Source organism: Micromonospora sp. D75, from assembly GCF_018070405.1.
Classification (GTDB): domain Bacteria; phylum Actinomycetota; class Actinomycetes; order Mycobacteriales; family Micromonosporaceae; genus Micromonospora; species Micromonospora chalcea.
In genome coordinates this window covers 1-3,379 of record NZ_JAGPXV010000638.1, presented here as the reverse complement: position 1 = coordinate 3,379, position 3,379 = coordinate 1, and the positions used below count along the sequence as shown (strand labels likewise).

General features: G+C 72.8%; 1 protein-coding gene. It reads left to right on the top strand.

All coding sequences use genetic code 11. The features are described from left to right. Window positions 1–266: 266 nt before the first annotated feature. Window positions 267–3,379, top strand: a 3,113-nt coding sequence (locus KBX39_RS26905; protein WP_210873143.1) for a penicillin acylase family protein, incomplete at its 3' end; no start/stop codon positions are given.

The following is a 3,379-nucleotide window of genomic DNA, read 5'->3' as shown; positions in this document are numbered from 1 at the left end:
CCCCCCCCCCCCGGGGGGGGGGGGGCGGGGTGGGGGTGCCACCGGGCCCCCCCCCACCGCGTCGTTACGGCCGGGATCGCGGCGAAACGTCGGCATTGACGACTGGTGAACGACGGCTATCCCGGACGGCGGTGGTGCCCCGATCATTGCCCGCAGATAGATATGAGTCATTCTCACCTCCGGGCAGGACGCCCGGGCGCGGAGGCCGAGACGCCGTCAGCCGGGCGTACCGAACGGCCCTACTCCGCGTCCCCCGGAGGATCGCCATGCCATTACCCGCCATCCGTGCCCGCCTCGCGGCGCTCACCACCGCCGCCCTCACCGCGAGCGTCCTGACGGTCATCGCGCCGTCACCGGCGCTCGCCGCCACCACGTTCACCCCCGACGACTACTGCCTCGGCCAGTGCGCCGACATCCTGCCGCCCGGGCAGAACGGCAACGCCACGCTCGTGGCGATCCTCGCCCACCAGACGCTCGGCACCCGGCCCGCGCACTCCAGCGACCAGCTCGACGAGTACGCCAACCTGGTCTACAACTACGCCGGGCTGACCGACGAGCAGATCGCCCACTTCTACAACGACGCCTCGTTCGGCGTCCCCGACGCGCAGGTCGAGAGCAGGATCTCGCCACGCTCGGACGTCACCATCGTGCGGGACAAGGCCACCGGCGTCCCGCACGTCACCGGCACCACCCGCGGCGGCACCATGTTCGGCGCCGGGTACGCCGGGGCCCAGGACCGGCTCTGGGTGATGGACCTGCTGCGGCACGTCGGCCGCGGCAACGTCAGCTCGTTCGCCGGTGGCGCCCCCGGCAACCGCGAGCTGGAGCAGAGCGTCTGGGCCAACTCGCCCTACACCGAGGCGGACCTCCAGGCCCAGGTGGACGCGCTGCGCCTCAAGGGCACCCGGGGCCAGCAGCTCTACACCGACGTGGCCGACTACATCGCCGGCATCAACGCCTACATCGACAAGTCGATCGCCGACGACAACTACCCCGGCGAGTACGTGCTCACCGGCGCCGGGAAGCCCAAGCACTTCACCATGACCGACCTGATCGCCACCGCCGGCGTCATCGGCGGGCTGTTCGGCGGAGGCGGCGGCAGCGAGGTCCGGTCCGCGCTGGTCCGGGTGGCCGCCCGCGCCAAGTACGGCCCGACCGAGGGCGACCGGGTCTGGGCGGCGTTCCGCTCGCAGAACGACCCGGAGACCGTGCTGACGCTGCACGACGGGCAGAGCTTCCCGTACGGCGCGACACCGCCCGGCGCCACCAGCGCGGTGCTGCCGGACGCGGGCACCGTGGTCGCCGAGCCGCTCGCGTACGACGCCACCGGCGGGGCCGCTGCCCGCACCGGCAGCAGCGCCGCCACCAAGGACCTGCTCGGCGGCCTGTCCACCCTGCGCACGCACGGCATGTCAAACGCGGTGGTGGTCTCCGGCCGGCACACCACCACCGGCAACCCGGTGGCCGTGTTCGGCCCGCAGACCGGCTACTTCGCCCCGCAGCTGCTCATGCTCCAGGAACTGCAGGGGCCGGGGATCAGCGCGCGCGGCGCCGCGTTCGCCGGGCTGAACCTCTACGTGCTGCTCGGCCGCGGGCAGGACTACGCGTGGAGCGCCACCTCCGCCTCCCAGGACCTGACCGACACGTACGCGGTGCCGCTGTGCACCACCGACGGCACCGCGCCGACGCTGCGCTCCAACCGCTACCTCTACCGCGGTCAGTGCGTGGCCATGGAGGTGCTGGAGAAGCGCAACTCGTGGTCGCCGACGCTCGCCGACTCCACCCCGGCCGGCGCGTACACGCTGCGCGCGCTGCGCACCAAGTACGGGCTGGTCGCCTACCGGGGCATGGTGAACGGGCAGCCGACCGCGTTCACGAAGCTGCGCTCCACCTACCGGCACGAGGCCGACTCGGCGATCGGCTTCCAGGCGTTCAACGACCCGGCGGCGATGGGCAGCGCGGCGGCGTTCCAGGCGTCCGCCGCGAACGTCGGGTACGCGTTCAACTGGTTCTACGTCAACTCGACCGAGGCGGCGTACTACAACTCCGGCGCGAACCCGGTCCGCCCGGCCACGCTCGACCCGAACCTGCCGGCCAAGGCCGAGCCGGCGTACGAGTGGGTCGGCTGGAACCCGGACACCAACGACGCCACCTACGCACCGGCGTCGGCCCACCCGCAGTCGGTGAACCAGGACTACTACGTCAGCTGGAACAACAAGCAGGCGCGGGACTTCGGCGCAGCCGACGGCAACTTCAGCTACGGCGCGGTGCACCGCGGTCAACTGCTCGACGGCCCGGTGAAGGCCGCCATCGCCCAGCGCAAGCTCAGCCGCGCCGACGTCGTCCGGATCACCGCCGAGGCGGGAGTCACCGACCTGCGTGGCCAGCAGGTCCTCGGCGAACTGCTGCGGGTGCTGGACAGCACGCCGGTCACCGACCCGGCGCTCGCCGCCGCGGTGACCAAGCTGCGGGCCTGGCAGCAGGCCGGGTCCCGCCGGGTGGAGACGTCACCGGGCTCGAAGGTCTACCAGCACGCCGACGCCATCCGGATCTTCGACGCCTGGTGGCCGCTGCTGGCGGCGGCGCAGTTCCGGCCCGGCCTCGGCCCCGACCTGTACGGCGCGCTGGTCGACGCGCTGCAGGTCAACGAGTCGCCCTCGGGCGGGCAGAACGCGGCGCGCGACGGCAGCGTGAGCTGGGCGTCGCAGGGCCAGGCACACAAGGGCTCGGCGTTCCAGTACGGCTGGTGGGGCTACGTCGACAAGGACCTGCGCGCGGTGCTCGGCGACCCGGTGGCCGGCGGGCTCGGGCGCACGTACTGCGGCAACGGCAACCTGGGCGCGTGCCGGCAGGCGCTGCTGGACACGCTCGGCCAGGCCACCGCCGCCCCGGCGGCCACCGTCTACCCGGGTGACTCGTCCTGCGGTGCCGGGGACCAGTGGTGCGCCGACGCGATCGCCCAGTCCGGGCTCGGCGGCATCACCCACCCGTTGATCGGCTGGCAGAACCGGCCCACGTACCAGCAGGTCGTGTCGTTCCCGGCGCGCCGGGGCGACACGGTGACCAACCTGGCGCAGGGCCGTACCGCCACCGCGTCCAGCACGCAGTTCCTGACCAGCAACACCCCGGCCAAGGCGGTCGACGGCAGCCTCGGCACCCGGTGGGCCAGCAGCTACAACGACAACCAGTGGCTGCGGGTGGACCTCGGCTCGGCCCGGACGATCAGCCGGGCGGTGCTGCGGTGGGAGGCCGCGTACGCCACCGGCTACCGGATCGAGGTCTCCGCTGACGGCAACTCCTGGCAGCCGGTGTTCAGCACCACCACCGGCAACGGCGGCGTCGACAACGTGACGTTCGCCCCGGTCAGCGCCCGTTACGT